General features: G+C 39.6%; 25 protein-coding genes, 1 other RNA gene and 1 pseudogene. 15 read left to right on the top strand and 12 right to left on the bottom strand.

The genetic code is table 11. From position 1 onward, the window contains the following. Positions 1–110 precede the first annotated feature (110 nt). Entirely contained in the window at positions 111–467 is a 357-nt protein-coding gene (hpf, locus tag AB4153_RS08590; protein WP_102526492.1) for a ribosome hibernation-promoting factor, HPF/YfiA family, read from the top strand. Between the two features lie 73 nt (positions 468–540). On the opposite strand, the gene AB4153_RS08595 is transcribed toward hpf, so the two are convergent. Then, on the bottom strand, positions 541–1263 hold the full coding sequence (locus AB4153_RS08595; protein WP_102526491.1) for a YebC/PmpR family DNA-binding transcriptional regulator: 723 nt from the start codon (positions 1261–1263) through the stop codon (positions 541–543). Between the two features lie 263 nt (positions 1264–1526). Here AB4153_RS08595 and AB4153_RS08600 point away from each other — a divergent pair, with 263 nt between their 5' ends. Both AB4153_RS08600 and AB4153_RS08605 read left to right on the top strand, forming a co-directional pair. Next, complete coding sequence (locus AB4153_RS08600; RefSeq protein ID WP_102526490.1) at positions 1527–1784, top strand: TIGR02922 family protein; 258 nt, start codon at positions 1527–1529, stop codon at positions 1782–1784. Positions 1785–1940: 156 nt separating this feature from the next. Further along, positions 1941–2990, top strand: a complete 1050-nt coding sequence (locus tag AB4153_RS08605) for an alkene reductase (RefSeq protein WP_371997057.1) — start codon at positions 1941–1943, stop codon at positions 2988–2990. 185 nt (positions 2991–3175) lie between these two features. Here AB4153_RS08605 and AB4153_RS08610 read toward each other — a convergent pair whose 3' ends face one another. Next, on the bottom strand, positions 3176–5821 hold the full coding sequence (locus tag AB4153_RS08610) for an EAL domain-containing protein (protein WP_371997058.1): 2646 nt from the start codon (positions 5819–5821) through the stop codon (positions 3176–3178). 431 nt (positions 5822–6252) lie between these two features. Between AB4153_RS08610 and AB4153_RS08615 the strand changes: the two genes are divergently transcribed. Further along, positions 6253–6594 carry a zinc ribbon domain-containing protein YjdM gene (locus AB4153_RS08615; protein WP_102526514.1) on the top strand — a complete coding sequence of 114 codons (342 nt, stop codon included), beginning with the start codon at positions 6253–6255 and terminating at the stop codon, positions 6592–6594. Between the two features lie 197 nt (positions 6595–6791). Here AB4153_RS08615 and ssrA read toward each other — a convergent pair. Next, positions 6792–7146, bottom strand: a transfer-messenger RNA (tmRNA) gene (gene ssrA, locus AB4153_RS08620). Positions 7147–7218: 72 nt separating this feature from the next. Beyond that, the gene (gene smpB, locus AB4153_RS08625) at positions 7219–7716 is read right to left on the bottom strand and encodes an SsrA-binding protein SmpB (RefSeq protein ID WP_102526487.1); all 498 of its coding nucleotides are present in this window, start codon (positions 7714–7716) and stop codon (positions 7219–7221) included. 201 nt (positions 7717–7917) lie between these two features. On the opposite strand from smpB, the gene AB4153_RS08630 reads away from it, so the two are divergent. Together AB4153_RS08630 and AB4153_RS08635 are read left to right on the top strand one after the other, a co-directional pair. Then, a complete protein-coding gene (locus AB4153_RS08630; RefSeq protein WP_102526513.1) occupies positions 7918–8355 on the top strand; it encodes a type II toxin-antitoxin system RatA family toxin in 438 nt (145 codons plus the stop codon). Next, positions 8345–8677 carry an RnfH family protein gene (locus AB4153_RS08635; RefSeq protein WP_371997060.1) on the top strand — a complete coding sequence of 111 codons (333 nt, stop codon included), beginning with the start codon at positions 8345–8347 and terminating at the stop codon, positions 8675–8677. Before AB4153_RS08630 ends, AB4153_RS08635 begins: the two co-directional genes overlap by 11 nt. Positions 8678–8791: 114 nt before the next feature. Here AB4153_RS08635 and AB4153_RS08640 read toward each other — a convergent pair whose 3' ends face one another. After that, positions 8792–9325 carry an outer membrane protein assembly factor BamE gene (locus tag AB4153_RS08640; protein WP_229370091.1) on the bottom strand — a complete coding sequence of 178 codons (534 nt, stop codon included), beginning with the start codon at positions 9323–9325 and terminating at the stop codon, positions 8792–8794. A gap of 345 nt (positions 9326–9670) precedes the next feature. Here AB4153_RS08640 and AB4153_RS08645 point away from each other — a divergent pair, with 345 nt between their 5' ends. The 7 genes from AB4153_RS08645 (at position 9671) to AB4153_RS08675 (ending at position 19919) form a co-directional block, all read left to right on the top strand. Continuing rightward, entirely contained in the window at positions 9671–10516 is an 846-nt protein-coding gene (locus AB4153_RS08645; protein ID WP_303517335.1) for an SAM-dependent methyltransferase, read from the top strand. A gap of 28 nt (positions 10517–10544) precedes the next feature. Beyond that, complete coding sequence (locus AB4153_RS08650; RefSeq protein WP_153913335.1) at positions 10545–10751, top strand: hypothetical protein; 207 nt, start codon at positions 10545–10547, stop codon at positions 10749–10751. 9 nt (positions 10752–10760) lie between these two features. Then, a complete protein-coding gene (locus AB4153_RS08655; protein ID WP_371997062.1) occupies positions 10761–12479 on the top strand; it encodes a diguanylate cyclase in 1719 nt (572 codons plus the stop codon). Positions 12480–13961: 1482 nt separating this feature from the next. Then, the gene (gene aceB / locus AB4153_RS08660) at positions 13962–15617 is read left to right on the top strand and encodes a malate synthase A (RefSeq protein ID WP_102528876.1); all 1656 of its coding nucleotides are present in this window, start codon (positions 13962–13964) and stop codon (positions 15615–15617) included. A gap of 120 nt (positions 15618–15737) precedes the next feature. Further along, a complete protein-coding gene (gene aceA / locus AB4153_RS08665) occupies positions 15738–17063 on the top strand; it encodes an isocitrate lyase (protein WP_102528875.1) in 1326 nt (441 codons plus the stop codon). A gap of 277 nt (positions 17064–17340) precedes the next feature. Then, positions 17341–18816 (top strand): HDOD domain-containing protein, encoded by a 1476-nt coding sequence (locus AB4153_RS08670; protein WP_371997064.1) that lies wholly within the window; start codon positions 17341–17343, stop codon positions 18814–18816. A gap of 365 nt (positions 18817–19181) precedes the next feature. Then, positions 19182–19919 (top strand): alpha/beta hydrolase, encoded by a 738-nt coding sequence (locus AB4153_RS08675; protein ID WP_371997066.1) that lies wholly within the window; start codon positions 19182–19184, stop codon positions 19917–19919. Positions 19920–20084: 165 nt separating this feature from the next. On the opposite strand, the gene AB4153_RS08680 is transcribed toward AB4153_RS08675, so the two are convergent. After that, positions 20085–20561, bottom strand: coding sequence for a nuclear transport factor 2 family protein (locus AB4153_RS08680; protein WP_102528873.1), 477 nt, complete (start codon positions 20559–20561; stop codon positions 20085–20087). 46 nt (positions 20562–20607) lie between these two features. After that, positions 20608–21432 (bottom strand): M90 family metallopeptidase, encoded by an 825-nt coding sequence (locus AB4153_RS08685; protein ID WP_102528872.1) that lies wholly within the window; start codon positions 21430–21432, stop codon positions 20608–20610. A gap of 312 nt (positions 21433–21744) precedes the next feature. On the opposite strand from AB4153_RS08685, the pseudogene AB4153_RS08690 reads away from it, so the two are divergent. Continuing rightward, positions 21745–21957, top strand: a pseudogene (locus tag AB4153_RS08690) (hypothetical protein). A gap of 8 nt (positions 21958–21965) precedes the next feature. Here the strand turns inward: AB4153_RS08690 and AB4153_RS08695 are convergent. Beyond that, positions 21966–22367: a CopG family transcriptional regulator gene (locus AB4153_RS08695; protein WP_371997067.1), complete on the bottom strand. Its 402-nt coding sequence runs from the start codon at positions 22365–22367 to the stop codon at positions 21966–21968. After that, positions 22327–23073 (bottom strand): AAA family ATPase, encoded by a 747-nt coding sequence (locus AB4153_RS08700; RefSeq protein WP_102528870.1) that lies wholly within the window; start codon positions 23071–23073, stop codon positions 22327–22329. The genes AB4153_RS08695 and AB4153_RS08700 overlap by 41 nt, the downstream gene beginning before the upstream one ends. A gap of 719 nt (positions 23074–23792) precedes the next feature. On the opposite strand from AB4153_RS08700, the gene AB4153_RS08705 reads away from it, so the two are divergent. Then, a complete protein-coding gene (locus tag AB4153_RS08705; protein WP_055025682.1) occupies positions 23793–24005 on the top strand; it encodes a DUF3820 family protein in 213 nt (70 codons plus the stop codon). Positions 24006–24036: 31 nt separating this feature from the next. Here AB4153_RS08705 and AB4153_RS08710 read toward each other — a convergent pair whose 3' ends face one another. The 3 genes from AB4153_RS08710 to AB4153_RS08720 all read right to left on the bottom strand — a co-directional run bounded on the left by AB4153_RS08710 (position 24037) and on the right by AB4153_RS08720 (position 26966). Further along, a complete protein-coding gene (locus AB4153_RS08710; RefSeq protein WP_371997068.1) occupies positions 24037–24546 on the bottom strand; it encodes a GNAT family N-acetyltransferase in 510 nt (169 codons plus the stop codon). A gap of 138 nt (positions 24547–24684) precedes the next feature. Further along, positions 24685–24987: an NrfJ gene (locus AB4153_RS08715; protein ID WP_102528868.1), complete on the bottom strand. Its 303-nt coding sequence runs from the start codon at positions 24985–24987 to the stop codon at positions 24685–24687. Positions 24988–25217: 230 nt separating this feature from the next. Then, a complete protein-coding gene (locus AB4153_RS08720) occupies positions 25218–26966 on the bottom strand; it encodes a bifunctional UDP-sugar hydrolase/5'-nucleotidase (RefSeq protein WP_371997069.1) in 1749 nt (582 codons plus the stop codon). Positions 26967–26996: the final 30 nt, after the last annotated feature.

The following is a 26996-nucleotide window of genomic DNA, read 5'->3' on the forward strand; positions in this document are numbered from 1 at the left end:
TTACCCTTGTGATCTAGGACATACGCCCCCAAATCTACTTATGTAAGCACAAATATCTGCTAGAAAGTGAAGTATATAGCCAAGCTATATTATTAAAGGATAAGTTATCTATGAAAATAAATCTTTCAGGTCACCATGTTGATGTTACAGATACTGTAAAAGAAGACGTTAGCGCAAAGTTCACTAAAATTGCCAGCCATTTCCCAACGTTAATATCACTCGATATCATCATCTCAAAAGAACACGGCGAATTTGAAGTTGAAATCACGACAAATTATGAAGGAAGTCGTATAGCCGCCAAAGCCTCAGACCCTGTTATGTACCCTGCGCTTTCAAGTGCAGGCAAAAAACTTGATGCAGCATTAAAGCATCGAAAAGGTCAGCTAAAAGCTGATTTGCACGCCAAACCAGAAGTCACAGCGCCTGAAATTGCTTATGAACGAGTCCAAGAAATGGATCTTAAGTAAATCAAGCTAATATGAGTTAGATACAAAAAACGCAGTCAAATGACTGCGTTTTTTATTGCAAGAAACTCACAGATTAATCGTTAATTTCTGCATTATGGTAAACGTTTTGTACATCATCACAATCTTCTAACGCGTTAATGAATTTGTCGAAGGTTTCAACATCTTCACCAGTCAGTTCAGTCATGGCTTGAGGTACAAAAGTAATATGTTCAACTTCAAAGTTGATGTCAGCAATTTCTTCGGTCAAAGCAATGCGTGCTTTGCTGAATTCAGTAATAGGCGCGAATACGCTGATCATGCCATCTTCTAACTCAACGTCAGTTACATCAACATCAGCCATCATTAATAATTCAAGAATCGCTTCATCATCGTCACCAGCAAATACAAATACCGCTTGATGATCAAAACTATGAGCAACTGTGCCTGGTCCGCCTAATTTTGCATCGTTTTTAACGAATGCTTGACGAACTTCAGTGAATGTACGCTTTACGTTATCGGTTAAACAGTCAACGATAACTGAACAACCACCAGGGCCGAAACCTTCATAGCGAGCAGTATCATAATCTTCACCGCCACCGCCTCTGGCTTTTTCAATTGCGCGTTCAATAACGTGAGTAGGGACTTGATCCTTCTTTGCACGGGTAATTAGGCTGCGTAACGCAAGGTTACCATCAGGATCAAAACCACCATTTTTAGCACAAACGTATATTTCTTTACCGTAGCGCGAATAGATACGCGTTTTTTGGCCGGCAGTTTTTGCCATAGATTCTTTGCGGTTTTGGTATGCTCTTCCCATCTTGATCTCGTTTTGAATTTCGAAAAATTGCCGCTGATTCTAACAAAAATAATCGCAGCTGTTTAGTCTATATGGGCGTTGCAGTTGATGCAGATCAGCCGATATAGGATTATTAGGATTAATTTACCATAGATGGTGTTAAATTTGTGTAAGATATTGATTGCTTGAATGAGGTATTAGCAACAATAATCGTCTAGACTGAAACAAGTGATATAAAAAACATATCGTAAGCATGTAGTTAGCATCGGTAAGAGAGTAAAAATATGACAAAAGTGATTCAAGAACCGGCCACCACTGATAACGAAAATAAAGCGACGGTGACAGTATTATTTTATGAGGCTCCTGTGGGGTTATTAATGAAAAATACCGTGTTGACAGGCTTAGATGTAAGCGAAACGGGCAGGGTAATGCTGCCTAATGATTTTAGAGCAGGAAAGTCGATTATTGCTGTACTTGATGGTGAATGTAAAATCCTCAACTCATTAGGTGAACGTGTCTACGCTCAGAAAAATTTAGTCTAATTCAGAACTAAATTTTTATTTACAACGTACATACAAAGCGTATTTTTAAGCGACTACTAGTGAGTCGCTTTTTCATGTTCGAATGTTATCAGGCCGAATAGTAAAATTGATTTGCGTATTCAGTTTGTTAAACCGTTTTTATCAAGGAAGTATTTTATGACCGCCACCTTGTTCACCCCGTATAAGCTCAATGACACGTTAACCCTGAATAATAAAATAATTATGGCGCCACTGACTCGTTGTATGGCTGATGATAACTTAGTGCCTACCGCAACCATGGCAGCATATTATGCCCGCCGAGCCGATGCAGGATTAATCATTAGCGAAGCGACCATTATCCGCCCCGATGGTCAAGGATATGTGAATACCCCTGGCCTATATACACAAGCGCAAATTGAAGGCTGGAAAGTCGTCACTAAGGCTGTACATGACAAAGGCGGCAAGATTTTCGCGCAGTTATGGCATACAGGGCGTGTCGCTCATCCGTTCTTTTTTGGTGAGCAAAATGGCGAAGTGATTTCAGCATCGAATATTGGTATCGAAGGTACCATACCTAGAAATCGCGAATTAACCTATCAGCAGCCTAAAGCCGCCACTCAAGCAGATATTGCGCAACTAGTCAGTGACTACGCAACAGCAGCAAGTAATGCGATCGAAGCGGGTTTTGATGGGGTAGAAATCCACGGTGCCAATGGTTACTTAATCGATCAATTTTTGCATTACTCATGTAATAACCGCACAGACGAATACGGTGAAACACCTGAAAATATGGCGCGCTTTGCAGTTGAAGTAGTCGATGCAATTATTGCAGCTATCGGCAGTGATAGAACGGCAATTCGCTTATCACCTGGTGCATATTTCAATATGGAACCTAATCAAGGTGATAGAGCGGTATTCGATACACTGTTAAAGCAGTTAGAAAACCGTCACTTGGCATTTATACATCTTGGTATATTTGATGATGCGATGGAGTTTGATTATTTAGGTGGAACGGCGTCTAGTTATTTACGCCAGCAATATCAGCAAACATTAGTGGGGGTGGGCAGTTATACCGCCGAAACAGGTAGTAAGGCGATTGCGAATAATCAATTTGATTTATTAGCAATCGGTAGAGCTTTTATCGCCAACCCTGATTATGTCACTAGAGTGCGCGATGGACTTGAACTCACCGCTTATGACGATGCCATGCTTGCTGAGTTAGTGTAACTAAAAGCATGAATTAGCTTTAGTTTGCTTATTTCGCACAATTAATCCCCTTAGCTTAAACCCAATGCTGCGTCACTTCGCAGCATTTTTATGTCGCTTTAAAGTGGACATAACAGCTTCACTTAATTAGTGCTTCACTTAATTAGTACTGCAGTTAATTAGTACTTAATGTTTATTAATAAGGGCTAAGCACTATTGTCTCTTTGGATAGATAAGGCGGCTTCAATCGAGGCTTCCGGTTTTCCAAGTAAAAAGCCTTGGGCATAATCAATTTGATAGTGTTTTACTTGTGAGAGTACTTGTTCTGAGTCTACAAATTCGGCTACCGTCTTAATGTTCATTTTTTTGGCAAAATGGGTCACTGTTTCAACTAAGTGTTGCGCTTTGGTGTCGGTATCAAGATTGCGGATTAATGAACCGTCAATTTTGATGACATCGATATCAAGACTCATTAAATGGACAAAGTTAGAGTAGCCTGCACCAAAGTCATCAATGGCAATTTTACAGCCGAAAGGTTTTACCTTCACAATAAAGTCATGGACTAAATCATAGTTGGTGATTTCTTCACTTTCGAGCAATTCAAAGGTCAGTCTGGTTGAGGTCTCCGGGTTTGCCTTAAGCAGCTCAAGTAGCTCTGCAACTCGCTCAGTATCAGCAATATCCTCCAGTGAAATATTCACCGAAAACTCATAAGGTAACTGACTAAAGAGAGAGAATGACTTTTCTAACATGGCTTTCATCATCCGAGGATAAAGTCTTGAACGTACAGCCGTTTGCATAAACATCGCAGGTGTCAGCACTGTGCCATCGTCAAGACAGATTCGCATCAAACACTCAAATTTAGGCTGTGCATCGGCTGACAAGGGGTTAATTAACTGCACATACGGCGTCACCCAATCATGCTGAACAGCTGATACCAACATTCGGTTTTGATGCATGTTCGCTTCAAAGGCTTTTGGGTTTGACATATCTGGCGTAAATAATCGATATCGCTGGAACTGACGACGACCAATACGCCGCGCTAAATCTGCTTGTTGATGTAATTGAGAATATTGGTCGTTAACGCAATGTGCTCCACCTGCGCTTAAGGTGACATAGAGTTCATTACCATCAATTGTCATCGCTTGATGACTGATATGGTCAATGATGTGTTCTGCTAATTGTTGCAGTTGTTGATCACTGCAGTCACAAGCCATGAGTACTACAAACTCATCAGCCCCTGTTTTATAAAGGCTGTGAGGGGCGCAAGACAGCTCCAGGCCATTCGCGACCTTTTGAATGATAGTATCGCCAGTGGTTATGCCATAAAAATCATTTATCTCACCAAAGTTGTTAATGTTGAATACCAACAAAGAACTTGCTTGATGCTTGCTTAAATCAGCATAGAGTTTTTTGCGATTAGGTAACCCAGTGAGATTATTAAAATAAGCCTCTTTAAATAGGTTACTGTTTTGCTGTTCAATTTGATGAAAGCTTTCAGCTAAAGACTGGCGCATGATTTCAAAATTATCGCCGAGTTGCTGGATTTCATCTTGGCTATTCAGTTTTAGTTTTTGGGTTAAGTCACCTTTGACCACTTTTTGGGTCCAATTGGTCAAAGTTAAAATATCCGCGGTAACGATTTTACCTACACTCATTAATAACCAACTCGCTAACGCCAATACGCCAGACAGCAACATTAATTGAAAGATAAGTGTATTTAATAGTTCTGCACCATAAAGCTTCACTTGAATAGAACCACCGTAAAACCCCATCAGTTGGCCCCGCTCAATAATAGGCTGCATGACCTGGCTAAAGCCCAGTACCCATTCTCCTTGGCGCGTTTTATTAGTTTCAACATGTCGAATGGCTGGCGGTCTTTTAGCGGTAATTAACTGGCCATTGAGTGCATCTTGTTTTGCTAGTGGAATTAACTTGGACCACATGCCTTTGACAAAATAATCTGAGGTAGAGTTAAATCCCAGTTTTGTGGCTCTATCAAGCTGAATCGATTCATTTTGTTGTCTATGATGTAAAGAAATCAGCTGGCCATCGTTATCGAGAACCGCAAAGTCTGACAAGGTAATTTGAAATAGACTGGTTTGCTTTTTATCAATGCGAGTTGTCGCTTGGTTAAAGAAATGACTAATGGTTTTATCTATTTGCGTTTTTTGGCTGGTTAAATCAGTGATATCAACCTGGTTACTGGCTAAAAGCAAGTGCATATTGTGTAAGGTGTCACTGACACTCAGCTTAATTAACTGTCTATTTTGATGTAATTGGTAACTGAAAAAAATCACTTGAGCACACACAAGGATCAACAAATTGGTTAGCATTAGCTTGCGATGCAATGGCATTTTTAAATGCAGCAACCAATAGAGTAAGGGCTCAAGTAAGCAAAATAATAGAAAAGAGCCAATCAGTGCAAAAGTCAGCAATTGAGTTATTAACGCAATTTTTGGCCAATCGGCGACTTCTATTAACGAGTTCTTGTTTCCCCATGGGTTAACTGATGTATTCGGGTTATAAGGGTCTAAAATCCAAATAGGATCTTGTTCACCTTTAACCTGTAAAACCAGTTTGTATTCTATGTCGCCATGATGAAGGGGTAATGTGAATTGCCATTGATTGTGGCCATTAGCTCGCATTTGATAATAGGCATCGTCAGGGTGCCAATCGGAGAAACTGCCACTGACAAACACGCTTTCTATGTGACTTGAAGTGGATAAACCGTATTGCTGATTTAGCTCGTCGGATAAGGGTAGAGTGAGATTAATTTCATACGGCGTGAGTGCATCATGGGACATTAACGAAATGACCCAAGTTTGAATAGGCCATATACAGACAAGCACAAAAAAGATACCCAGCCTAATTTTCCATTTATGGAGATAGTGAGCAATTAAACTCAAAGGCTAGGCCTTACTAATAATAACAAGATATTCTGCTCCCAAATAACAAACCGATAAATGTTGTAGAAGTTGATGTAAATATTAACAATTATGTATCAATATGAGCTGAATATGACCTAGGGTCAACAGCAAGTGAGCGAAAAATTGTACTGTTCAGAGGTGTAAGGGGAATTACTATCTTGTAGGTGCAAAACTCAAAGGTGCAGTCTTGTTGTAATCTAGTATCTCAGTGTTATAACTGTGACTCGAGTAATGTGCTGTTACTGGCTGAGATCCAATAAATTACGTATAATGTAAAACATCTATTTCTGCTTATTAGTGGAATGACTTCGGCTAATCAGCCTGAAAACTTATATCAATTGAGAGAAATTACCATGAGCGCTATCCCACCATGTCCAAAATGTGAATCTGTATATGTATACGAAGACGGTTCACAATTAGTTTGCCCTGAATGTGCTCATGAATGGAACCCGAATGAAGAAATCATCGATCCAGATGCAATCATTTTAAAAGATGCTGTCGGTAACTTACTGGCTGAAGAAGATAAAGTAACCTTGATTAAAGATCTTAAAGTTAAAGGTTCTTCGCTCGTTCTTAAAGTTGGCACTAAAGCGGTCATCAAACGCTTTGTAGATGCAGACCACGACATCGATTGTAAAGTTGATGGCCACGGTCAAATGATGCTTAAATCTAAGTTTGTTAGAAAACAAAACTAATTAGCATTATTGCCAATTTAGATTAAAAACACCTGCCAACAAGCAGGTGTTTTTTATGTGAAAATTATGGATCTGGGTTCAGCTCCCGCCGCCGAATGTTAATCAATTGAAGTGTTTTGAATAATTTGAGACGTAAATGTTATATCTTAAGACAAAGAAAAAGGGCTTAACCTTGCGGTTAAGCCCTTTTAAGTATTTGGTGGAGGCGGCGGGATTTGAACCCGCGTCCAGAAAGCCTACATCCAAGGCGCTACATGTTTAGTCTCTCTTTTGATTAACCAAGTACACTCCGAAAGACAGGATTGCAATTGGCGAGTCCGATACTATTTCGCGGTTCACCCTCGGACGGAGTTCCCTCGCTATCAAATGTAATATGACCATCTTGAATCCCTGCCCATTTGAGAGACGTGGGTAAGATGGCTAGCTAGCCTAAGCTGCTAGAGAGTAGTTAGAGTCGTTAGCAACTATAACAGTGCGGCTTTTTACGAGGCCAACCGCCCCTCGACATGCTCCCAGGGTTTCGTGAATCCTGTCGAATCCAGAATCGCCCCCAAAGTTTGTTGATTGTATCGGGTAAACGCTAAAATACCTAGCGTATTCCACTAAAATACAATCGTTTGTATATTATCCGTCCAGTCTGCTCTTTTTCATTACGCGAGACTGTTCGACTTTCCATTCTCTTTCTTTAGTGTCTTGACGCTTGTCATGGTCTTTTTTACCTTTACCTAGACCAATCTCTACTTTTACCCAAGCGCTTTTGCGCCAGTATAGAGATAGCGGCACTAAGGTATAACCTTGACGCTCAATTAAGCCTTCAAGTTTATCAATTTCGCTGCGCTTCATTAGTAGCTTTTTAGTACGAACTGGATCGCATACTACATGGGTCGTCGCTGTGTTGAGGGGCTGAACAGTACAACCATGCATGAATGCTTCACCGTTTTTGATGAAAACATAGCAATCAGCTAAGGTCACTTTACCCATACGCAAGGATTTAACTTCCCAGCCTTGTAGCTCAAGTCCAGCTTCTACTTTTTCTTCAATTTTAAATTCAAAGGTCGCGCGCTTATTACGTGTAATCGTAGCGGGTGGATTCTTTGATTTTTTCGAATTCTTTTTTACCATAATCGCGTGTACTGCCCGCTGTTATCCCATTTAAAAGATCTGCTCGTTTTCACATACTGCAGATATGGGGGAGAGAATAAACTAATCAAGGGATTATACCCAAACCACTTAAAGATGCGAGTTTATTCCTTAATCGTAATGGATGCGTTTTACTTCAAGCGTGTTAAAATTGGCAGATTGTTATCGATAGTGTTGTTATTCATGCCAAAAATTTCAAAAAATGTGCTTGTACGCTTCAGTGCAATGCAAATGTATGATCTGGTAAATGACGTTGAGTCGTACCATGAGTTTTTACCTGGCTGTGTGGGCGGTAAAGTCCTTGAGTTTGATGGTAAGACAATGGTCGCATCGGTTGATGTATCTAAAGCGGGTATTCGTAAAACGTTTACGACCCGCAATCAGGTTGTGCCTGGAAAATCCGTGTCTCTTGCCCTTGAAAATGGCCCATTTAAAAACTTAGATGGCATTTGGCGTTTTACTGAGTTGACGGAAGATGCTTGCAAAGTTGAGTTTGACTTAAATTTTGAGTTTTCAAACCCGCTTGCGGACATGGCATTTGGCCGAGTATTTAAAGAGTTAATGAATTCGATGGTGACGGCTTTTACCGATAGAGCCAAGGTAATTTACAATGACAAATGACGTTGAAACATTCTCTGTGGATGTGATTTATGCGCTCCCTACGCAACAAAAAATTATCACCATTAGTGTGATGCCTGGCACCACTTTTATTGAGGCTGTTAAGCAGAGTAATATTGTCAGTTTTTTCCCTGAAATTGATCTTGAAAAGGTCAAACTTGGAGTATTCAGCCGCCAAGCCAAGCATGATGAAGTGCTGCAACAAGGTCAGCGTATTGAGATATATAGGCCACTCATTGCGGACCCTAAAGATGTACGCCGTAAGCGAGCTGAAAAAGCCAAAGAGGAAGGGCGCAGCAACAGAATTACTGGTGCTAAGCTTTAATTTATAAACTTAAGCTATCCATGTGATATTGATGCGTAATGCTATATGTAACGAGTTTTACGTATAAAAAAGCGGACAGCTAATGCTGTCCGCTTTTTTATGAGTATAATTTGGTTACTCGCCTTTTGGCCGATTCTGATTACCGCCTTTAGGAACGTCATTTTCCTTTGAAATACGTTCTTCTTCAACCAGTGGCTTAGCATCACGGCGAATGGCGTTAGGCTCTTGCTCAGGTAGCAACGGAGCAACCACAGGCGCAGATACGGTTGGCAGCGCACCTTCATTAAGTGGTGTATCAAAGTCATCACTTAATTTGTAATCGCCTTCAACTTTGGTGAGTAAATCACCGTCGAAGTATAAAATAAGCTCTTTGTGAGTCACGCTGGCATTACGACCACTTTTAAAGTGATAAACGTAATACCAAATATTATCAGCGAAACTGTCACGCAGTACTGGGCGACCTAATATGTATTCGGCTTGCTCTTTAGTCATTTCAACACGTAGCTTTTCTACTTGTTGTAACTCCATGTAGTTACCTTGCGGTACATCAGGCTTATAGATTAACCAATCAAAAACACTACAGGCACTTAAAGATACTGATAGCGCAACTGCGCCTAAAAGGGTAAGACTTTGTTTTTTGTTTATCATTGTCTGCGCTATTTCCTAAAAATCTGACGCCATCATACCCAAGGCTTCCCTATGCTGACAAGTGGCTATTAACTGTTGGATGCTATAACTGTGTGAATAATAGAGTGGATAGCTGTCAGTTAGTTCCTCACAACTTAGTAAACTTGACTAATTACTCAGGTAATTGCGCTTAATTGTTACATAAATGTAGAAAGATATGGTAAATCCAAGAGTAATTATATAAGTTTGAATAATAGGTTTTAGCTGAGACAGAAAAATTGATTAATTAAGTTAATTCATAAACCTGCATAGCCCGATACGTGCTTAATATTCGCTCTAATTTGACAAAAAGAATAATGATTAACGATGTCATCAAAAGAAATTAAAAAAAATCAACAATCACTGGCACCTCAAAAATCAGCAGGTAAGGTGACATTTGTAGGTACCGGTCTGCAATTAGCTGGGCAGATCAGTGTATTAAGTAAAAGCTACATTGAAAATGCAGATATCATTTTTTCGCTGGTTCCTGATGGGTTTACTGAACGATGGCTAGTTAGTTTAAATGCTAATCATCACTCACTTCAGCCTTACTATGCCCAAAAAGGTGAAGTGAAAAATCGCCGTGATACTTATTCGCAAATGGTCGATGCAATACTCGAACAAGTACGTCTTGGCTTAAACGTGGTTGTTGCTTTGTATGGTCATCCTGGCGTTTTTGCTTGTGTGTCGCATTTATCGATTAAGCAGGCGAGATTAGAAGGTTATCAAGCTGAAATGCTGCCAGGGATTTCTGCAGAATCGTGCCTATGGGCTGATTTAGGTATAGATCCTGGCACTTCCGGACATCAAAGCTACGAAGCCACTCAATTTATGTTGTATCAGCATATTCCTAACCCTAAGACCCATCTACTCCTGTGGCAAATATCGTTAGCTGGCGAACATACGTTAACTGAATTTTCGACAACATCAGAGCGGTTAGAGATCTTAGTTGAGCATCTATCACAGTGGTATCCGCGTGAGCATGAGGTAGTCATTTACGAAGCTGCTACCTTACCTCATTTAAAACCTAGAATTGAACGTTTCAATCTTGAGCAGTTGCCTCATGTTGAACTCAGCACCATTAGTACATTATTAATACCTCCCTCGGAGCAATTAGCTTTAAATTTCGACATATTAAAGCGCCTTGGGATTGAAGCTTGCGATATTGGATAAACCTTTCAACACTAAAATGGAAATTACTATGTCAAAACTTAGCTCTTTTTTAACGGATTTAAGCTCGGATGCAAAATTAAAACAAGCCTATGAAAGCTCGCCTGAAAAAGTCATGCAGGATTACGGCTTGAGTAAAGAGGAACAAGAAGCTGTAATGTCATGCGATGAAGGTAAAGTCTGTGCATTAATTGGGGATGTTGATAAATCTAAAATATTGTTTGTTCATCATTCCTAGGCTAATGGCTTGAAATTTATATTATTGATTTTGTTTTTTCTAAGTCCTTTTGTTTTTGCCAATACTGACCAGCAAATTGATATAGAGTTATCGCAATTAGAAAAAACGATGAAAACTTCCCCTGATGAAGGGGGAGTGCTTTTTAGTGCCTTACATGATAAAAGCTCAATTTTAAATAATGACCAGCTTGCTAGGTTATGGATGATCGATGCCCAAAGACAAATAATGATAGGCAATTTTGAGACTGCACTTATTCGCCTAGATGATGTACAAAAAGTGGCAACAGATAGAATATTATTAACCCAGTCTTATATGTATAAGGTCACTTCATATATAGGCCTAAAAAATTACACTTCTGCATTTATTGAATTAAGAAAGAACCTTGAACGAGTAGAAACCTACCAAGATCTAGAATTAAAACTAGAGTCATATTTACGCATTTTAAATGTATACCTAGACATGGATGCATATAAAGAAAGTAAACGAATTTCTGAGAAACTATTGGACTTGAATAAACAGCAGTCACCTAAAAGCCATTGCTATGGGCTTGTAGGACTAGGCTACAGCAATTTGAATTTGAGACTCTACCAAGAAGCTACCTCCACTTTTGACGAAGCATACGCTTATTGTCAAACTCACGAGTTTTCTCTTGTTGGGGCTATGGCTCTAAAAGGGTTAGCTGAAATCAACCTGGAAATGAGTGAATATAGTAAGGCTAAAGAGCAGTTGGAAACTGCTTTAAATGTTTATCAAAGATTCAATTTCAGCTACGAACTATCAAGGACAAACGCACTATTAGCGATAGTCCACTATCATATTAAAGAATTCGAAACCGCTACCCATTATGCTGAATTGGTCAATGCGCTCCCCAATGATTCTATTTATATGTTACCTAAGAGAAAAGTAAGTGAAATATTATCAATGCTTGCTAATCGACAAGGTAGATATAAAGAAGCTTATCAATATCAGGTTCTAGCTCATGCCTTAGATATGCAGATAATCAATGAGAAAAAAGTAAAAGAAAATGCCTACCAAATGGTTAAGTTCGATTCTGCAGAGAAAACTCGTGAACTGAATCAACTCGTACAAGATCATGAGATGATTGCTAAGCAGCGTAGTATGTTGAATAACGAAAAAAGCTCTTCTTTTATGTTCTCAACGGTATTAGTCGGCACGGTGGCTTTTTTGAGCTTGATGTTGTCAGCAGCTTGGATGCAGCGAAATCAATTCCGTAAACAAGCGCAAATAGATGCGTTGACAGGTTTATATAATCGAGGCGCAGGCATCGAAAAAGCTGAGAATGAATTTATTCAAGTGCAAGCTCAGCAAGGCTGTATTAGTGTCATTGTTATTGATTTAGATTGGTTTAAAAAAATTAATGATAGTTACGGCCATGCTACCGGTGACTGGGCGTTAAAAAAGGTGGCTGATACGATTACTGAACATAAACGTGCCAGTGACATTGTTTGCCGTTTAGGTGGCGAAGAATTTGCGATCTTTATGCCGTTCACTGATATTGATTTGGCATATGAATGCGCGCAAAGCTTGTGTACAGCATTTGCTAATATCAATACTCGTTACTCTGGTCATCAATTTACGATTACAGGTAGTTTTGGGGTGAGTGATTTAACTAACGATGACTTAAGCCTAGACCCTATACTTAATCGTGCAGATAATGCGCTCTATAAAGCGAAGTCTGAAGGTCGAAATCGAGTAGTTAAGTCTTAAGTAAGGCATGTCTTTTTTTAAGTATCAGTGTCGTGCTTAGTTCTCATATCAAAACAAATCCAACCAACCTATAGCTGTTTCAATTATTTCTATTCTTAATGCTAGTTATTCGCACCGCTATCTATCGTTTTTATTGTGGCAATGTTGGCTGTTACTGCATTACTTATCCTTGATACTTTCTTGTTGCTGCCTATTTCTTGATTCCAGACTTTTGATTCTTGTGTATAGATTCTTGTGTATAGATTCTTGTGGTTAGTATTGTGTGCTTTGTGCCTGTCAGAGGACTATGGTTCGTACTCACTCAATCAATCAATAAACCAATCAGTCAGTCAGTCACACTCATGAACAATCAATCACTCAATCTAAGGCGCAAGTATTCAGAGTATTGCCTTTCAATGCTTTCGCTTGGGGGCTTGCTGTTGTAAGCATTCAAAACAATAGCTGTGAATTATCATTTGGCTATTTCTTTAACTATTCATTTAATTATTCATTTAACTATTTATTTGACCACTAATTTACTCATTGTTGATCATGAAAGCTCGGTTACAACCACTAGCTGTGTTCGTTCATCCATATGCAGGCTAGCTATTAATGTCTGATTATTCCCATCATGTTTGCTACCCCCTGCACTAAGTCTTCAATTAACGCTTCAATTAACTCTTCAATTAACGCTTTAGTAAATCATACGCCCTCTGAATTAGCCTCATATTCTCCTAAGTCATAAGTTGAGGGGGAATATATGGTTGAAGCGTGCAGTTAATCCTTCTAGTCACTGCGGTGTTTTTGATGGTTTTTCAGCTCAAAAATCGAAAAATGACAGTTTTTTTACTTTTTAATAAAAAAAATCGATTTATTTTCATTGAAACCAAGAAATTCTGTGATGTTGATCGGGCAACATCGGTCAAGCTCTAGAGTAATTATTCTACTATTGCTATTTCGTTAACGTAAACGTCAACTTAAAACGCTTGTTTGAATCCACTTTTGAAGGAGCTTTATCTATGTCATTGTTTTTAATCAGTTAGATTGCTTTACCTTTAGGTTAGTTCAAAACAAAAGCTTGATTCTACTTTGGTATAAATACATAAAATTTAAGTAAATTAAAGTTTACACTATGTTTTTTTATTACCTTTTAAGTTACCTTCTATGGCGTCTGGTTAAGTTGTAAGACAATTTACCATTAAGATTGTGTTAATAATTTGTTTTATTTAAAAGTCTAGTTAAAACAAGTCTTTGGTGGTTTTTGTGGTTTGGTAATACCAATTTATCTTCATGTTTTTGATTGTTTTTAGGTCATTTCAAGCTGTTGCAAATGCAAACGTTTCTGGTTAGGTTTTAGTACGAAACAAACATTTGGTGGTTAAATTTTGGCAGGTTTGTTTTGGAGATAGAGAAATAGAGCGCAACCCGCTTTCATCTATAAAGTCATGCTTAATGTGCAGGCTTCTCTCTTTTTAAAACTGACTTATGCTCAAGGGGCTTAATATGACAGCAGAACAATTAGTGGCTAAATATGCTAAATCGCAGCCAAGTGCTGATACTGAATTACCAACAAGCGCAGAACTTGCGTTAATTGGTCCAAAGGTCCCTGGCCAAGAAACAATCTTTAATGATGGCGCGCTTTCTTTACTTGCTGCGCTGTGTGAAGAGTTTAATGAAGAAGTACCTGAGCTGCTGAGTAAGCGTAAACAAAAGCAGCAACGCATTGATAATGGTGAGCTTCCAGATTTTTTGCCAGAAACTCGCGCTATTCGTGATGGTGAGTGGAGCATTCGTGGCATGCCAGAAGATCTCACTGACCGTAGAGTGGAAATTACCGGTCCTGTAGATCGTAAAATGATTATTAATGCCCTGAACGCCAACGTGAAAGTATTCATGGCAGATTTTGAAGATTCATTAGCACCTAGTTGGGAAAAGGTGGTTCAAGGTCAAATTAACTTACGTGATGCTGTTCGAGGCGATATCAGTTTTACAGCAGAAAACACGGGTAAGCATTACACCTTAGATGAAGATCCAGCTGTATTAATTTGCCGCGTTCGTGGTCTGCATTTAAAAGAGAAACATGTTGAATTTAAAGGCGAAGCTATTCCTGGTGGATTATTTGATTTCGCAATGTACTTTTATCACAACTACCACCAGTTATTAGCTAAAGGTAGTGGCCCTTATTTCTATATCCCAAAACTTGAAAGCCATGTTGAGGCTCGCTGGTGGGCAAAAGTATTCGCTTTTGTTGAAGAACGTTTTTGTTTAAAGCCTGGCACCATCAAATGTACTTGTTTGATTGAAACATTGCCTGCGGTGTTCGAGATGGACGAAATCCTCTACGAACTTCGTTCAAATATTGTGGCTTTGAACTGTGGACGTTGGGATTACATCTTTAGTTATATCAAAACACTTAATAAACATGCCGATCGTGTTTTACCCGATAGACAAGCTGTGACCATGGATACGCCTTTCTTAAGTGCCTATTCACGCTTACTGATTAAGACTTGTCATAAACGTGGCGCATTAGCGATGGGCGGCATGGCGGCATTAATTCCGGCTAAAACAGCTGAAGAAAATGAAATCATCTTACAAAAGGTTAAAGGCGATAAGGAGCTAGAGGCTCGCAATGGTCATGATGGCACTTGGGTTGCACATCCAGGTCTTGCTGATACTGCAATGACTATCTTTAACGACTACATAGGTACTGGTACTAACCAATTACATATTACTCGTGATGTTGATGCACCCATTTTAGCTGATGAGCTACTAGCACCTTGTGCTGGTGAGCGAACAGAAGCTGGGATGCGCTTAAATATTCGAATCGCGCTGCAATACATTGAAGCATGGATCCAAGGTAATGGCTGTGTGCCGATTTACGGCTTAATGGAAGATGCAGCAACCGCAGAAATTTCACGTACTTCTATTTGGCAATGGATTCAACACGAAAAATCATTATCAAACGGAAAGTTAGTCACAAAAGCATTGTTCAAAAGCATGCTCAGCGAAGAGCTTGGCACAGTAGAGCAAGAGCTTGGCAGCGAAAGATTTAACCAAGGTAAGTTTAATCAAGCGGCGGGTTTATTTGATGAAATTACCACTTCAGATGAGCTGGTTGATTTCTTAACTTTACCAGGTTACGAGCTACTAACAGCTTAGTTTTAAAGAGTTCAACAAGCTGTAACAAGCTTAATAGATAGAAATGGTATGACACATTGGGGTGTGAATACCGACATTAAATAGCATAACAAAACGAATTACACAGGAAGGAGTAACACTATGTCTAACACTAATAAGCAACTAACTCGTCAAGAACAGATTGATGCGATTAAGAAGGATTGGGCTGAAAACCCACGTTGGAAAGGTGTTAAGCGTCCGTTTACTGCAGAAGAAGTCGTCAAGTTACGTGGTTCGGTTGTGCCTGAGAATACCATCGCACAGCGTGGTGCTGAAAAACTTTGGAGCCTAATTAATGGCGGTGCAAAGAAAGGTTATGTGAACTCTTTAGGCGCATTAACAGGTGGTCAAGCAGTACAACAAGCTAAAGCGGGTATTGAAGCGATTTATCTTTCAGGTTGGCAGGTAGCAGCTGATGCTAACTTAGCGGGCACTATGTACCCAGATCAGTCTTTATACCCTGCAAACTCAGTACCTGCTGTAGTGGGACGTATTAATAATTCATTCCGTCGTGCTGACCAAATTCAGTGGGGCAAAGAAGTGAATCCAGGTGATGAAAATTACACAGATTATTTCTTACCGATTGTTGCTGATGCAGAAGCTGGTTTTGGTGGCGTACTGAATGCATTTGAGCTAATGAAATCAATGATCGATGCCGGTGCTGCGGGTGTTCACTTTGAAGACCAGTTAGCGTCAGTTAAAAAATGTGGTCACATGGGCGGTAAAGTATTAGTCCCTACACAAGAAGCGGTTCAAAAGTTAGTTGCTGCACGTTTAGCGGCTGATGTAAGCGGTGTTGAAACACTGGTAATTGCACGTACCGATGCTAACGCTGCTGATTTAATGACATCTGACTGCGATGCTTATGACCGTGACTTTGTCACTGGTGAGCGAACTGAAGAAGGCTTTTACCGTGTTAATGCAGGTATCGACCAAGCTATTTCACGCGGCCTAGCTTACGCACCTTATGCTGATTTGATTTGGTGTGAAACGGCTAAACCATGTCTTGAAGAAGCAAAGAAATTTGCTGATGCAATTCATGCGCAGTACCCAGACCAATTACTCGCTTATAACTGTTCACCTTCATTTAACTGGAAGAAGAACTTGGACGATGCAACGATTGCGAAGTTCCAACAAGAACTTTCGAACATGGGCTACAAGTACCAGTTCATTACGTTAGCGGGCATTCATAACATGTGGTACAACATGTTCGATTTAGCTTATGACTATGCACGTGGTGAAGGTATGAAGCACTATGTTGAAAAAGTACAAGAAGTTGAATTTGCAGCAGCTGAAAAAGGCTACACATTCGTATCGCATCAGCAAGAAGTGGGTACTGGTTACTTTGACCAAGTCACTACTTGTATTCAAGGCGGTAAGTCATCAGTGACAGCGTTAACAGGCTCTACTGAAGAAGAACAGTTTTAATCGTTTTTAACTTTGTAACAGTTTAGCTGCTTTGCAGCTGATTTACCCCGGTGTTACTCACCTACAGGTTTCATCGGGTTTTTATCCAGTATTCGGAATATTAGCGAAAGCTAGCAGTGGTTCTTAATGCGAGGATTTTTAACTTCCTACCCAGTAAGTTTTCAACCATTCGCTTGTGTTGCGGCTCTTCGGAGCCGTTTTTTTTTGCAAAAAATAATGAGTTTATTGTTATTAAAAGGTTATAGTAAAAATACTGTCATAATTGATGAGTATGTACTTGAAAACCTCACTACCCATAACAAAAGGTGTCGATTACTGGACTAAACGTATTAGTGATCAAGAAATGCCTGCTTTATGTTCCACTATTAGAGACTTAGAGAAACTTGCTAAGGATGATGTGTCTTCATTAGCGTCTCTTGGTCGAAGTGTTATGCACGATAATGCCTTAACCACGCGTATTTTACGGGTTGCCAATAGTGCTATTTATAATAAAGGTACTAGCCATGTAACTACAGTTAGCCGTGCAGCAGTCGTGCTCGGCTTTGATACCATTCGTAATATCTGCATTACCGCCAAACTGCTAACGAGTCTTTTAGAAAATCATAACCTTTCCGAATCTGTTTATCAGCGTTTAATCAAATTGATGGCGCACTCATTTCAGTCAGCAATGATTTCGAGAGTGATGCTCAAAGATTATGATGAAGCCTTGCGTGAAGAGGTGTTTATCGCCTCTTTATTATATCGAATCGGTGAAAGTGCTTTTTGGAGTATTGGCGGTGATTTTGTTGATCATTTAGATCAAGCCTTATTAGCGTGTGACTCGCCTAAGCAGCAGAAAGTTATCGTCAGGGAAAAACTTGGTACCTCGTTCTCGCAGTTAACGCAAAGCATTGCTAGAGCTTGGGGCTTAGGGGATGTGCTCACCACATCTTTGTCACACCCTGATGAAAGAATGCCTGAAATTCGCAGTATATTTTTAGCTAACGAAATTACAGATGCTTTGAATCAGCCCCATGTAAATGCTGAAAAGCTAAATGAATTATTAACTGCCGCTGCTGAAATTCAAAATATCAGTTTAGAGCAATGTAAAGCGCGACTGAGTCGCTGTGCTGAAGCAACGATACGTTTAGCTGAAGATTATGGAGCCATTGAACTCGTTCAACACTTGCCAGATACAGCAGAAATAATATCGACATTAGATAAGCCTGAACCTTTACAGCAATTTAGGGAAGCTAATTTGGTTCTTCAGCTGAAAAAATTACGTGAGCTGACAGAGTTTGCGATTCACAAAGCCGATTTTAATCAAGTTGTGCAAACAACTTTAGAAGGGGTTTTAGACGGTGTAGGAGTTGATCGCTGCGCAGTGATGTTACTGTCTCCTAATCGAAAACAACTATCACCACGGATTGCTTTTGGTGATGATGCGGATAAATTCAAGCAACAACTTTTAATTGAAATGTCAGGCGACAGTAATCCATTTTTGCAAAGCATAAACAGTAAAAAGGCGAAGTGGTTGCACGAGTTTGATGAAAGAGCACCTGCTGATATGGATGCTTTTATTGGTTCAGATTTTGACTTAAGCCAGTTTAAACATGGTTTTATGGTTGCGCCCATTGTCGTTAATGATAAAGCGATTGGTTTGTTTTATGCGGACAAACAATTTTCTGCAAGGCTGCTTACTCAACAAGATTTTGATAGCTTTTGTCATTTAACTCAATTGGCCAATCTTTGCTTTGGGCTTACGGTAAAGTAACAAATATTCACTTAAACTCACATATCAACAGGTTTGTGTTTTACGCATTTTACCTACAGTGGTTGTTCTTTTGATGGGGATTACTGTTGTGAAACTGCTTAAACATGAGCTTAGTTTTACACATGAGCTTAGTTTTACACATGAGCTTGATTTTACACTCGAACTTAGTTTTACAAATGAGATTACTTTTAAACATGAAAATGCTTTCAAATAATGGCTTTAATTCCTTTTGTAGTCGTTCAACTCTTTACCGTTTTATAGTGTGCTGCAGCTTATTGTGCAGCCTTATTACCTCATTTCGCCTCACAGCTTCAACGTCTGAATTAACGCTTAATCCACCACAAGCTTCTCAAGCACTTGAGATTATGGATACTGCTCGAAATAGATTAATTCCTGTTGAGTTATATAATCCTGCATCTAAGTTCGCTTGTACGCCAGATAAACCATGCCCTGTGGTTATTCTAAGTTCTGGGTATGGATTGTTGCATACTGATTATCAATTCATTAGCCATTTCTTTCAGCAACATGGCACGCTAGTTATTGCGGTTCGTCATGAGCTACCGTCAGATCCTTCGTTATCAGGTATTCAGCCATTTATGGAAACACGATCTGAAAATTGGCAGCGCGGCGCAAATACTTTGGATTTCATTCACGAGTACTTTAGCGGAGATGAGCTTCATGCTGAAGCTCATCATTATGCAAACTATGACTTTAATCATATCACCCTGGTGGGTCACTCTAATGGCGGCGATATTTCAGCTTGGTTAGCTGATTACGGTGTTGTTAGCAACAAATCAAAGCTAAATGGTGCAGGGGCAAACAAAAGCACAAATAAACAGGTGCAATATATTGCTCGTATTATTACGTTAGATCATCGCAGAGTGGCTCTGCCAAGAAGTCCTGATATTGAAGTGTTATCTATACGAGCAAGTGATTATCCTGCAGATGAAGGTGTGCTTCCTAGGGTTGATGAAGATGCAGCAAATATTTCTGTAGTCACGATTGAAAAAGCCAGACACAACGATATGAATGATTATGGGCCTGAATGGTTAAAAAACGAGATAGTACGTATCATTGCTAAGCAGTTTTATAGTGCAGAATAAGCCCAAGCTATAAACTAAGGCTATTAACTAAAGCTATAAATTAAAGCCGTAAACTAAGGCTATTAACAAAACTGCCAATAATGATGGCCAACGGGTTAATGCCATTGGCCATCATGACAAATAGTATTCTGGGCTTATTAACCAGCAACTATTAATCTACTCCTATTATCCTGCCCCTATAAGCTTGGCTACGGCTTTAGCATTTTCATTAGGGATAGCAATGCTTAAGTGGTATTGCACAATTTTCCAACCATTTTCAGTGAGTTGCAATGCACCTGTACCGCGGCATAAACCGTAACTTGCACTATGTAGTAACTCATCAAATACGATGGTATTGTCAAATTGTAGTAACTGGCGGGATTTAACTTCATAGTGCCATCCATCAGTGGGTCTTGCATAACCTGCAAACTGGCTCATATCCCACCGCTCAGTCGCATCGGTACCAAGAAAAACGGCTTTCTCATCATAAAGTGAAAAGTAGCTATCCCAATTAGCATCACTGGCATCTTGATGGAGTTTATCTAATAAAGTATTGGCTTGCTGTCTCGACTCAACTGAAATCGTGTCATTGGCTTCTGCTGGAAGTGATGACATTACCCATAAACTGCTGGTTAATAGAAAGGTAAGAAGCGCTTTTTGCATGGAAATTCCTTGTTGTATTTTTATACTAAATCAACTCAGTATGGCACTAGTGCCAGTTGATGGGGTCAAGCTGATAAAACTGGCTTAACTCTTTATAAAGCAAATTGTGTCGTTGGTAAAATTCATGGGGTTTTTCAAAGAAGGTCTCGCTAATAACGGCAAAAAACTCAGCAGGGTTAGTCGCGCCATAATAGTTAAACAATGAGGGGACTTGTTGTTTTGCACAGTGTTGTAAGTTTTCAAACTCCTGACCTAACACCTTCGACCAGGTTGAATAATCTGTAATGTCTCGCAAAGGTGGCGCACCGTTCGCTTGGCCATTTTCTTGATCGAGTTGATGTGCGAATTCATGAATCACGACGTTTTGACCATCAAATGGATCTGCGGCACCATCAAGAGTGCTTTTCCAGGATAATATAATTTTTCCATTCCCCCATGATTCACCGAGTAAAACATTACGTTGATTAGATTCAACTCCAGCAAAGTCAGTGCCTCTTTTTTCGACAATAAAGGCATATGGATATACTAAAATCTGTTTCAGTTTTGGGTAAAAGTTCGTTTTACGATTCAGCAGTAGTAAGCATGCCTGAGCCGCAATGGTGACTTTGACTTCATCTGTAATCTCAAAGCCGTCACAGCCAACAAATTCCTTTTCTGCAATAAACACTTGAATGTGTTTTTTAAGTTGCAGTTGAAGATCGGTTGGCATCGCTTTGAAATAAGGGAATCGACGCTTAAGTATGTTTCGCCACGCTTTAGGAAATGGTTGCAGCGTGATTTTTTCTCTATGACGCTGAGTTCGCATTGGCTTGGACACAATAAGGCCAATGGCAATAATTGAAACAATGATCAAAGCCAATAGTGCAAACATATGCCCTCGTTAATAAGTAATAAGCTTAAATAGGTTATTGGGCGACTAAGTATGATTTTCAAGGGTAAGTTTAGATATAGCTAATAAAGCTAGTGTAAATTAGTCATAAAAAAACTGGCAATCAACAAAAGTTGATGCCAGCAAAGAGGGGGGAGGGATTTTTATTTTTTTAGTGCGTTACTCAAATTAATTATTGGGTTAATGCTTAGGGCCTGTTGATCTTTGCTGGTTAAGTTTTGTTCGAAATAAAAGCGTTTTAATCGAGGCGGATGAGTTGATGCCTATTCATCTAAGCCCCTTTTATTGACAAAGATGCATCCAACAAAGAGTAAAGCGCTTTTAGTCGAACCCTTTGGGCAGCGTTTGTTGGTCATTTTTACTGCGTTATCGACTTTTTATGTAGAATAACTACACCACAAAGTCTCTGCCTTGTATAAATGTCCAACAACTCGCTGCAAAAACAACCTTGAAAGATCAACAGGCCCTAGTATTTTCAGTTTATTTTTTAAATGTAGATTCCTTTAATTTGCTGATTATTTGATGTTTATGTCAGTTTCAATTGCTCGTTGTTCTTGCTCTGATAACAAAAAGTGTTGCTGGATCAGTTGTCTGATCAATTTAGATTTAGCTGAATGACTACTCAAGCTCATGGCGGTTAATTGCTCAATTGCTGCTTCACTTAATGTAAATGTGGCTCTTCTGAACGGCTTTGGTTTCCCTTTGTTTGAGTCTGCATTTAGCGGTTCATTGGCTTCGGTTAACGCAAATAATTGTTCCATTGCGTGTTTATTAGAATCATCGTGCGAAAGAGTATGACGCTGTGGTTTCCCCATGGCATACAAGTTTGCTGCTTCAATAAAGTCATCAACCGACATCTGCGGCGAAAATTGTGCTTTACATGGCGTAACGTTTTTCTTGAGATCTGCTAGCCCCATAAGTCCCCCTCAGCTGCGTAACGTTTCCGGCATCATTACGTTGTTGGATAAGTTGTTCTGCATTCTCAACTTCCAGCAATTCGCAGGCAATATTGCGAATTTCGTTAGCTGCTTTTCCGCTAGGGTCTATTTCAATGACTGACAAACCAGATTCTTCACTGTCATCGTAAATGTTTCGGCTGTAAGTGATTGCTTCAAGCACGTTGATATCGAAAGTGTTGCACACTTCTTTTGCTTCAAAAATTCGACCGGCTTGATTAGGTAAACTTGGGCACTGGGTGATAACAAATGAAGCTTTCATTTTAGGGTTAATCATCTTACAAGTTGCGATGATATCGTCCATGTGTTCAACGGTCTTTAAATCACGACGTTTAGGGCGTAATGGCATTAAGGCATGTGATGCCACTGAAAGTGTCGCACGAAGGGCTAAGTTATCTTGTCCGCCGCAATCGACAATGACGTAATCATAATGTTGCTCGAGACTAAGTAAGTCGTTGCGTATTTTTCCGTATAATTGCACGCAATTAATAGCAGGAAGTTCAGGATTATTGTTTCTTGCTTGGATCCAGTCTGACGTGGTTCTTTGTGGGTCACAATCAACCATGATAATGCTTGCTTTAGCATCTTTTGCGAGAAATACAGCGACATTTTGTGCAAGGCAACTTTTGCCACTACCGCCTTTTTCTCCACCGACTAATATGATCATCTTTACATCTCCTGATGGGGCAACGAGAACCACTTTATAAACACTCGTTGCAGTAATACTTAGCCAAACTTTCGGTTAAACCTTAGGTAACATTTAACCTTTATGCTATTAACTTTATGTGGTGAGTTGTAACAGGTCAATTGGCGGTAAATTGACGATAAGGCCGTTTTGACTCGCAGGTGTCTTTTTGACTTATCAGCATTATTGGCGGCTTTTTGACTGATTGGTTTTTAGCCAAAGTTGGTTAGGTGAATTGGTTGATATTGAGTGGTTTAGGGCGTTAAAACATTGACGCTGTCATTTTGTGATTCAATTACACAGAAAAATGGATAGGCGAACAAGCTTATTTAATAGCTAAAAAGTATTATAGGGTTGGTTTATATTTCTAAATGTTATATTTAAAATAGAGATAAAAATGCAGTTATCAATGTGGATCTTCTCATGTAGCTTGTTTAGCGTTAACCAAACAGCAATAATTTAGTGAGTTTGTTGCAGTAAACATGAGCTGTATTAGCTCAAAGCTGTGCTAATTCAAAGCTGTGCTAACTCAAAGCTGTATTTTTTCAAATCGATACTTGCTCAAATCGATACTAGCTCATATATATATTTTCGAGAATCTCTAAGCTGTAGGATGAGTTAATCTATTTTATTGGCGATTATCAAGCCAAATGAATATAGCCAAAGTATAATGTGATAAAAAATGTTGGAATATAATCTAGATGAATGAAGCACTACTTTTAGAAGCAATTAATCAAAAAATGCCATTTGGTAAGTATGCTGGCAGAAAACTATTGGAATTACCGGAACCTTATTTAGTCTGGTTTCATAGCAAAGGTTTTCCTGAGGGAAAATTGGGCGAGCAGTTAGCGTTAATGTATGAAGTGAAATTGAATGGCCTAGAAGAAATGCTGCAGCCATTACTTAAAAAGTGAGTTTGTCGTTTTATGTTAGTTGAGTATTAGATTATTTCAGCAGGCTTTTGGTCATATAAAAGCCATTAATGACTTGGTCTTTAGTGATTTGATAGCTTGGCTGTATTTGTTTAAAACCTTGCTTAAGGAAAAAGCCTTTCGATAAGTAAGATGCATCGACACTCAGTGATGTATAGCCTTGTGCTTGGGCCCATAATTCCAGAGTTTGATAAAGCCGATTTGCCAACCCTTGTCGCTGTAACAATGGCGATATATAAAGACTATCAATGTAGCCTCGATGATGAAAATCGGTTTCCACATTGATAACCCCCACGATATCCTCTGTTTCGCGTTGTTGAGTATCGCTGAGCATTACCCAGCTTTGACTGCGCTGCAATCTCAGTTGCCAGTGTTTTCTTGAACGAGGGGCTGTTGACCATGCGTTTAATTGCTCATGGCTATAGCGAGGATGGTCAATGTGCTGAACACTAAGGTGAACTAATTGACTGACTTTTTCAGCAAACTTTGGCTTAAACTGAACAATGGGAAAAAGGTTACTCATAGGTAGATTCGGATGTTGAGTTCATAAAATTATCACAAGGTTTAAATGTCATTATCAATGATCCACTGGAACATTTAACCAAAAAAAATCGGCTAATGATAATTAGCCGATTATGCGTTTATTTGAAACTAAAGCGAGTTATTTTTTCTCGATTTTGCCTACAAATAATAATTCTTCAAAGGTTTTGTTTAGCGTGCTGCTGGTGAAATCATTCATCCACATTTGCTCGTTCATGCTAACAGTGTCGCCTTTAGTAATGTCAACTTGTGGGCCAGCAGCCCAGAAAGTTTTGTCTTCGCCTTTAACTTGTACATAGGTGTAGCCACCGCTGTTCATTGTGTCTAATACTTCGCCTTGGTGCATGATACCAGCAGCCCAAGCTGAAGAAACACCTAATGCTAATGTTGCAGCCGCTGCTAATTTGATTAATTTTGCTTTCATGAAATTGTTTCCTATTTGATTAGGCTAATATTTGCAATGATTCAAGTCATGAATCCACATAAAGATACATTATTAAATCATGAAGCTAGCACAGGGTCTGTGATCAGCTGCAGATTTGTGAAGTCTACATTATCATAAATAATATTAATCTTGGCTAATGTATCGTTTTTCTTATGCATCTCTATTTTTAGTTAAGCTTAATTTTTAATGGCTCAATCTAAGGCTGTATTTTATCGATGGCTAATATAATACACATTAGGTTGTAATGGGTTTTCAATTAAATTGCCATGTTGAGATACAAAATCGACAAAGGCTTCTGGCAAGGTCATGGTGTGCAAATCTTGTTGCCAGTGCGCCTTGAGTAATGCGTCATAACCTTCTTTTCCTGCGGCGGTGTATGCACTTGAAACGCCGATATACAGCTTATCTTTGTCTATCTCACTCCATTGCCCTTGTCGATATTCTTCGATAAGGGTAATGCGTTGATTTTTTTCTAACTTCCCATCGTAGAAGTATCTAATCCCATAAGTATACGGAAAGCTGCCAGCACCTGTGCCAGTGACGCCATTGTTAGTGGCAGCATTAATCGACGACTCTAGCACTTGATATAAGTATTGGCCTTGGATTTGGTATTTAACTAAAGGCAGCTCAAACGGTAATATTCGCCCGAGTACATCAGCGACGGATAAGTTACCTTTATTTAATGATTGCCTTACGCCGCCGGCATTATGTAATGCAAAGTCTAATTCTGGCTCAGATAATTTAGTGGCTTTATACATACTACGGCACACCCAAGGCGCGATTTCACTGCCATGGGGGAAGTGCTTGCTGGGCAGTCGAGTGTGGATCAAATCTCGTGGAATATGGGCGAGTACTTGCTCTTCGAGGGCGTTTAACGCAGGGCGATAATCCCGCATAATAGTGTCGTGTACTGCTTGATTAGCTTCATCGCCTAATACACCAGAGTGGGATTGTAACTGTTTGGTCACTTTGGCAATCTGTTCAGACGTGATTTGCTTAGCCGCGTTCGCCTCAGTTGGGATGAATGAAACATCCACCTGCTCATCGAGCATAAAGTAGTTATCGCCATTAATGGCAGTACACTTGCCTTGAACGTCAAACTCTATTTCAGCAAGCCCCAACACTTCCGCATATTTACTTGCGTGAATGATAGGGGTGTGATTTATCACTTCTGCGTATTCTGTGTGGCTTAAGCCTAGGTCACTAAAATTGCCTTGCAGTGTGTGAGAGTGACCACCAACAATAACACTGATTCCGTCAACTTTTTCGGCTAACTCACGGTCTTGGTCCAGCCCTAAGTGGCTTAATATGACAATGTGGTCAATACCTTGCTGTTTCAACATAGTCACGGTGTTGACTGTAGTATCAATAGCGTTAATAAAGTGAGTGTCGGGGTCGGGTCTCGCAATTAATGGCATTTGATCAAGGGTGATACCGACAATGGCAATTTTTTTGTCATAGAAAGGTTTTAACAGCACCTTGGCGCACTTTAACTGCGGATCATAGTCAAGCAACATGGGATGGTCTTTTAATCGACCTTCCTTATCGGTGACTTCCTGACTTAAATCCATATTGCCAGCTAATAGTGGAAATTCAATTCGATTTAAGAAGGCTAAAACCGGGCTGTTACCCGCATCAATTTCATGATTACCCAACACCATGGCATCAGGGTTTAACATATTTAATAAGTGCGCATTGGCAGCACCTTTAAACTCACGAAAATATAACGTGCCCTGAAAGCTATCACCGCCATGAAGAAATAAAAATGCTTGTTGGTCATCATGGGCTTTTTTTCTGGCAGTTTCTATTTGGTAACAGAGGCGAGCATAACCACCCGTTTTGGTTTCAGCTTGATACTCTTGGCCATCAACTGACAAATTAAATTTAATTTTGCTTGGCTCGAAATTTGAGTGGGTATCATTGATATGAGCGAGCATTAGCGTGTAATTTTTCGGCATCATTTCCTCTATATTTACAAGGGAGAAAGA

The organism is Shewanella sp. 10N.286.52.E4, from assembly GCF_041468785.1.
In the GTDB taxonomy this organism is placed as follows: domain Bacteria; phylum Pseudomonadota; class Gammaproteobacteria; order Enterobacterales; family Shewanellaceae; genus Shewanella; species Shewanella electrodiphila.

What these genes read in the sequence shown, in the direction of transcription:
- hpf (WP_102526492.1), top strand. Translation starts at nt 111, where the DNA reads ATGAAAATAAATCTTTCAGGTCACCATGTTGATGTTACAGATACTGTA.
- AB4153_RS08595 (WP_102526491.1), bottom strand. Translation starts at nt 1,263, where the DNA reads ATGGGAAGAGCATACCAAAACCGCAAAGAATCTATGGCAAAAACTGCC.
- AB4153_RS08600 (WP_102526490.1), top strand. Translation starts at nt 1,527, where the DNA reads ATGACAAAAGTGATTCAAGAACCGGCCACCACTGATAACGAAAATAAA.
- AB4153_RS08605 (WP_371997057.1), top strand. Translation starts at nt 1,941, where the DNA reads ATGACCGCCACCTTGTTCACCCCGTATAAGCTCAATGACACGTTAACC.
- AB4153_RS08615 (WP_102526514.1), top strand. Translation starts at nt 6,253, where the DNA reads ATGAGCGCTATCCCACCATGTCCAAAATGTGAATCTGTATATGTATAC.
- smpB (WP_102526487.1), bottom strand. Translation starts at nt 7,716, where the DNA reads ATGGTAAAAAAGAATTCGAAAAAATCAAAGAATCCACCCGCTACGATT.
- AB4153_RS08630 (WP_102526513.1), top strand. Translation starts at nt 7,918, where the DNA reads ATGCCAAAAATTTCAAAAAATGTGCTTGTACGCTTCAGTGCAATGCAA.
- AB4153_RS08635 (WP_371997060.1), top strand. Translation starts at nt 8,345, where the DNA reads ATGACAAATGACGTTGAAACATTCTCTGTGGATGTGATTTATGCGCTC.
- AB4153_RS08640 (WP_229370091.1), bottom strand. Translation starts at nt 9,325, where the DNA reads ATGATAAACAAAAAACAAAGTCTTACCCTTTTAGGCGCAGTTGCGCTA.
- AB4153_RS08645 (WP_303517335.1), top strand. Translation starts at nt 9,671, where the DNA reads ATGTCATCAAAAGAAATTAAAAAAAATCAACAATCACTGGCACCTCAA.
- AB4153_RS08650 (WP_153913335.1), top strand. Translation starts at nt 10,545, where the DNA reads ATGTCAAAACTTAGCTCTTTTTTAACGGATTTAAGCTCGGATGCAAAA.
- aceB (WP_102528876.1), top strand. Translation starts at nt 13,962, where the DNA reads ATGACAGCAGAACAATTAGTGGCTAAATATGCTAAATCGCAGCCAAGT.
- aceA (WP_102528875.1), top strand. Translation starts at nt 15,738, where the DNA reads ATGTCTAACACTAATAAGCAACTAACTCGTCAAGAACAGATTGATGCG.
- AB4153_RS08675 (WP_371997066.1), top strand. Translation starts at nt 19,182, where the DNA reads ATGGATACTGCTCGAAATAGATTAATTCCTGTTGAGTTATATAATCCT.
- AB4153_RS08680 (WP_102528873.1), bottom strand. Translation starts at nt 20,561, where the DNA reads ATGCAAAAAGCGCTTCTTACCTTTCTATTAACCAGCAGTTTATGGGTA.
- AB4153_RS08685 (WP_102528872.1), bottom strand. Translation starts at nt 21,432, where the DNA reads ATGTTTGCACTATTGGCTTTGATCATTGTTTCAATTATTGCCATTGGC.
- AB4153_RS08695 (WP_371997067.1), bottom strand. Translation starts at nt 22,367, where the DNA reads ATGGGGCTAGCAGATCTCAAGAAAAACGTTACGCCATGTAAAGCACAA.
- AB4153_RS08700 (WP_102528870.1), bottom strand. Translation starts at nt 23,073, where the DNA reads ATGATCATATTAGTCGGTGGAGAAAAAGGCGGTAGTGGCAAAAGTTGC.
- AB4153_RS08705 (WP_055025682.1), top strand. Translation starts at nt 23,793, where the DNA reads ATGAATGAAGCACTACTTTTAGAAGCAATTAATCAAAAAATGCCATTT.
- AB4153_RS08710 (WP_371997068.1), bottom strand. Translation starts at nt 24,546, where the DNA reads ATGAGTAACCTTTTTCCCATTGTTCAGTTTAAGCCAAAGTTTGCTGAA.
- AB4153_RS08715 (WP_102528868.1), bottom strand. Translation starts at nt 24,987, where the DNA reads ATGAAAGCAAAATTAATCAAATTAGCAGCGGCTGCAACATTAGCATTA.
- AB4153_RS08720 (WP_371997069.1), bottom strand. Translation starts at nt 26,966, where the DNA reads ATGCCGAAAAATTACACGCTAATGCTCGCTCATATCAATGATACCCAC.